Source organism: Vibrio sp. 10N.222.55.C6 (assembly GCF_041473395.1).
Taxonomy (GTDB): domain Bacteria; phylum Pseudomonadota; class Gammaproteobacteria; order Enterobacterales; family Vibrionaceae; genus Vibrio; species Vibrio crassostreae_C.
On record NZ_JBFRSD010000281.1, the window covers coordinates 1 to 436 of the forward strand.

1 pseudogene is annotated in these 436 nt (G+C 47.9%); it reads right to left on the reverse strand.

The window, feature by feature from the left end:
• A pseudogene (locus tag AB4486_RS23680) lies at positions 1–436 on the reverse strand (site-specific integrase); the annotation flags it as partial.

The window sequence follows — 436 nt, forward strand, 5'->3', positions numbered from 1 at the left end:
GTATTGGAATATAGGTTCGAGCGCCCTCGGTCAGTTCGAGAGTGAAAGCCACGATCGCGCCTGCTTTTTTCAGGTAAGGGGGACGCTCGTTAAGCGTTGTAAAGACGGGAATAAGTGCGCCAGTGGTGGGAAGCCTGACATCACAAAAGGGTTTAATATGACGCTGGTTTATTTGGGGAATGAGTCTCTGTAAATAGCGGTTGTGCGCACAAAAAATCTCATAGCGAATTTGATCGCAGTTCAACATTTGGTAACTCAGTGCACTGTGATGGTGGACTTTCTTGGCGGTGATGAGTTTTTGGGCTGGAAGTGAGAGATAAGGATCGCAATGTGCCATTCGCTCGATGTAGGAATACAAGAGGTCTTTTCGCAGCACAAGTTGGCTTCTCAGCGCCTCCGGCGTGCGTAGCTTTCTCTTTTTTAATCGCCAAAAGAG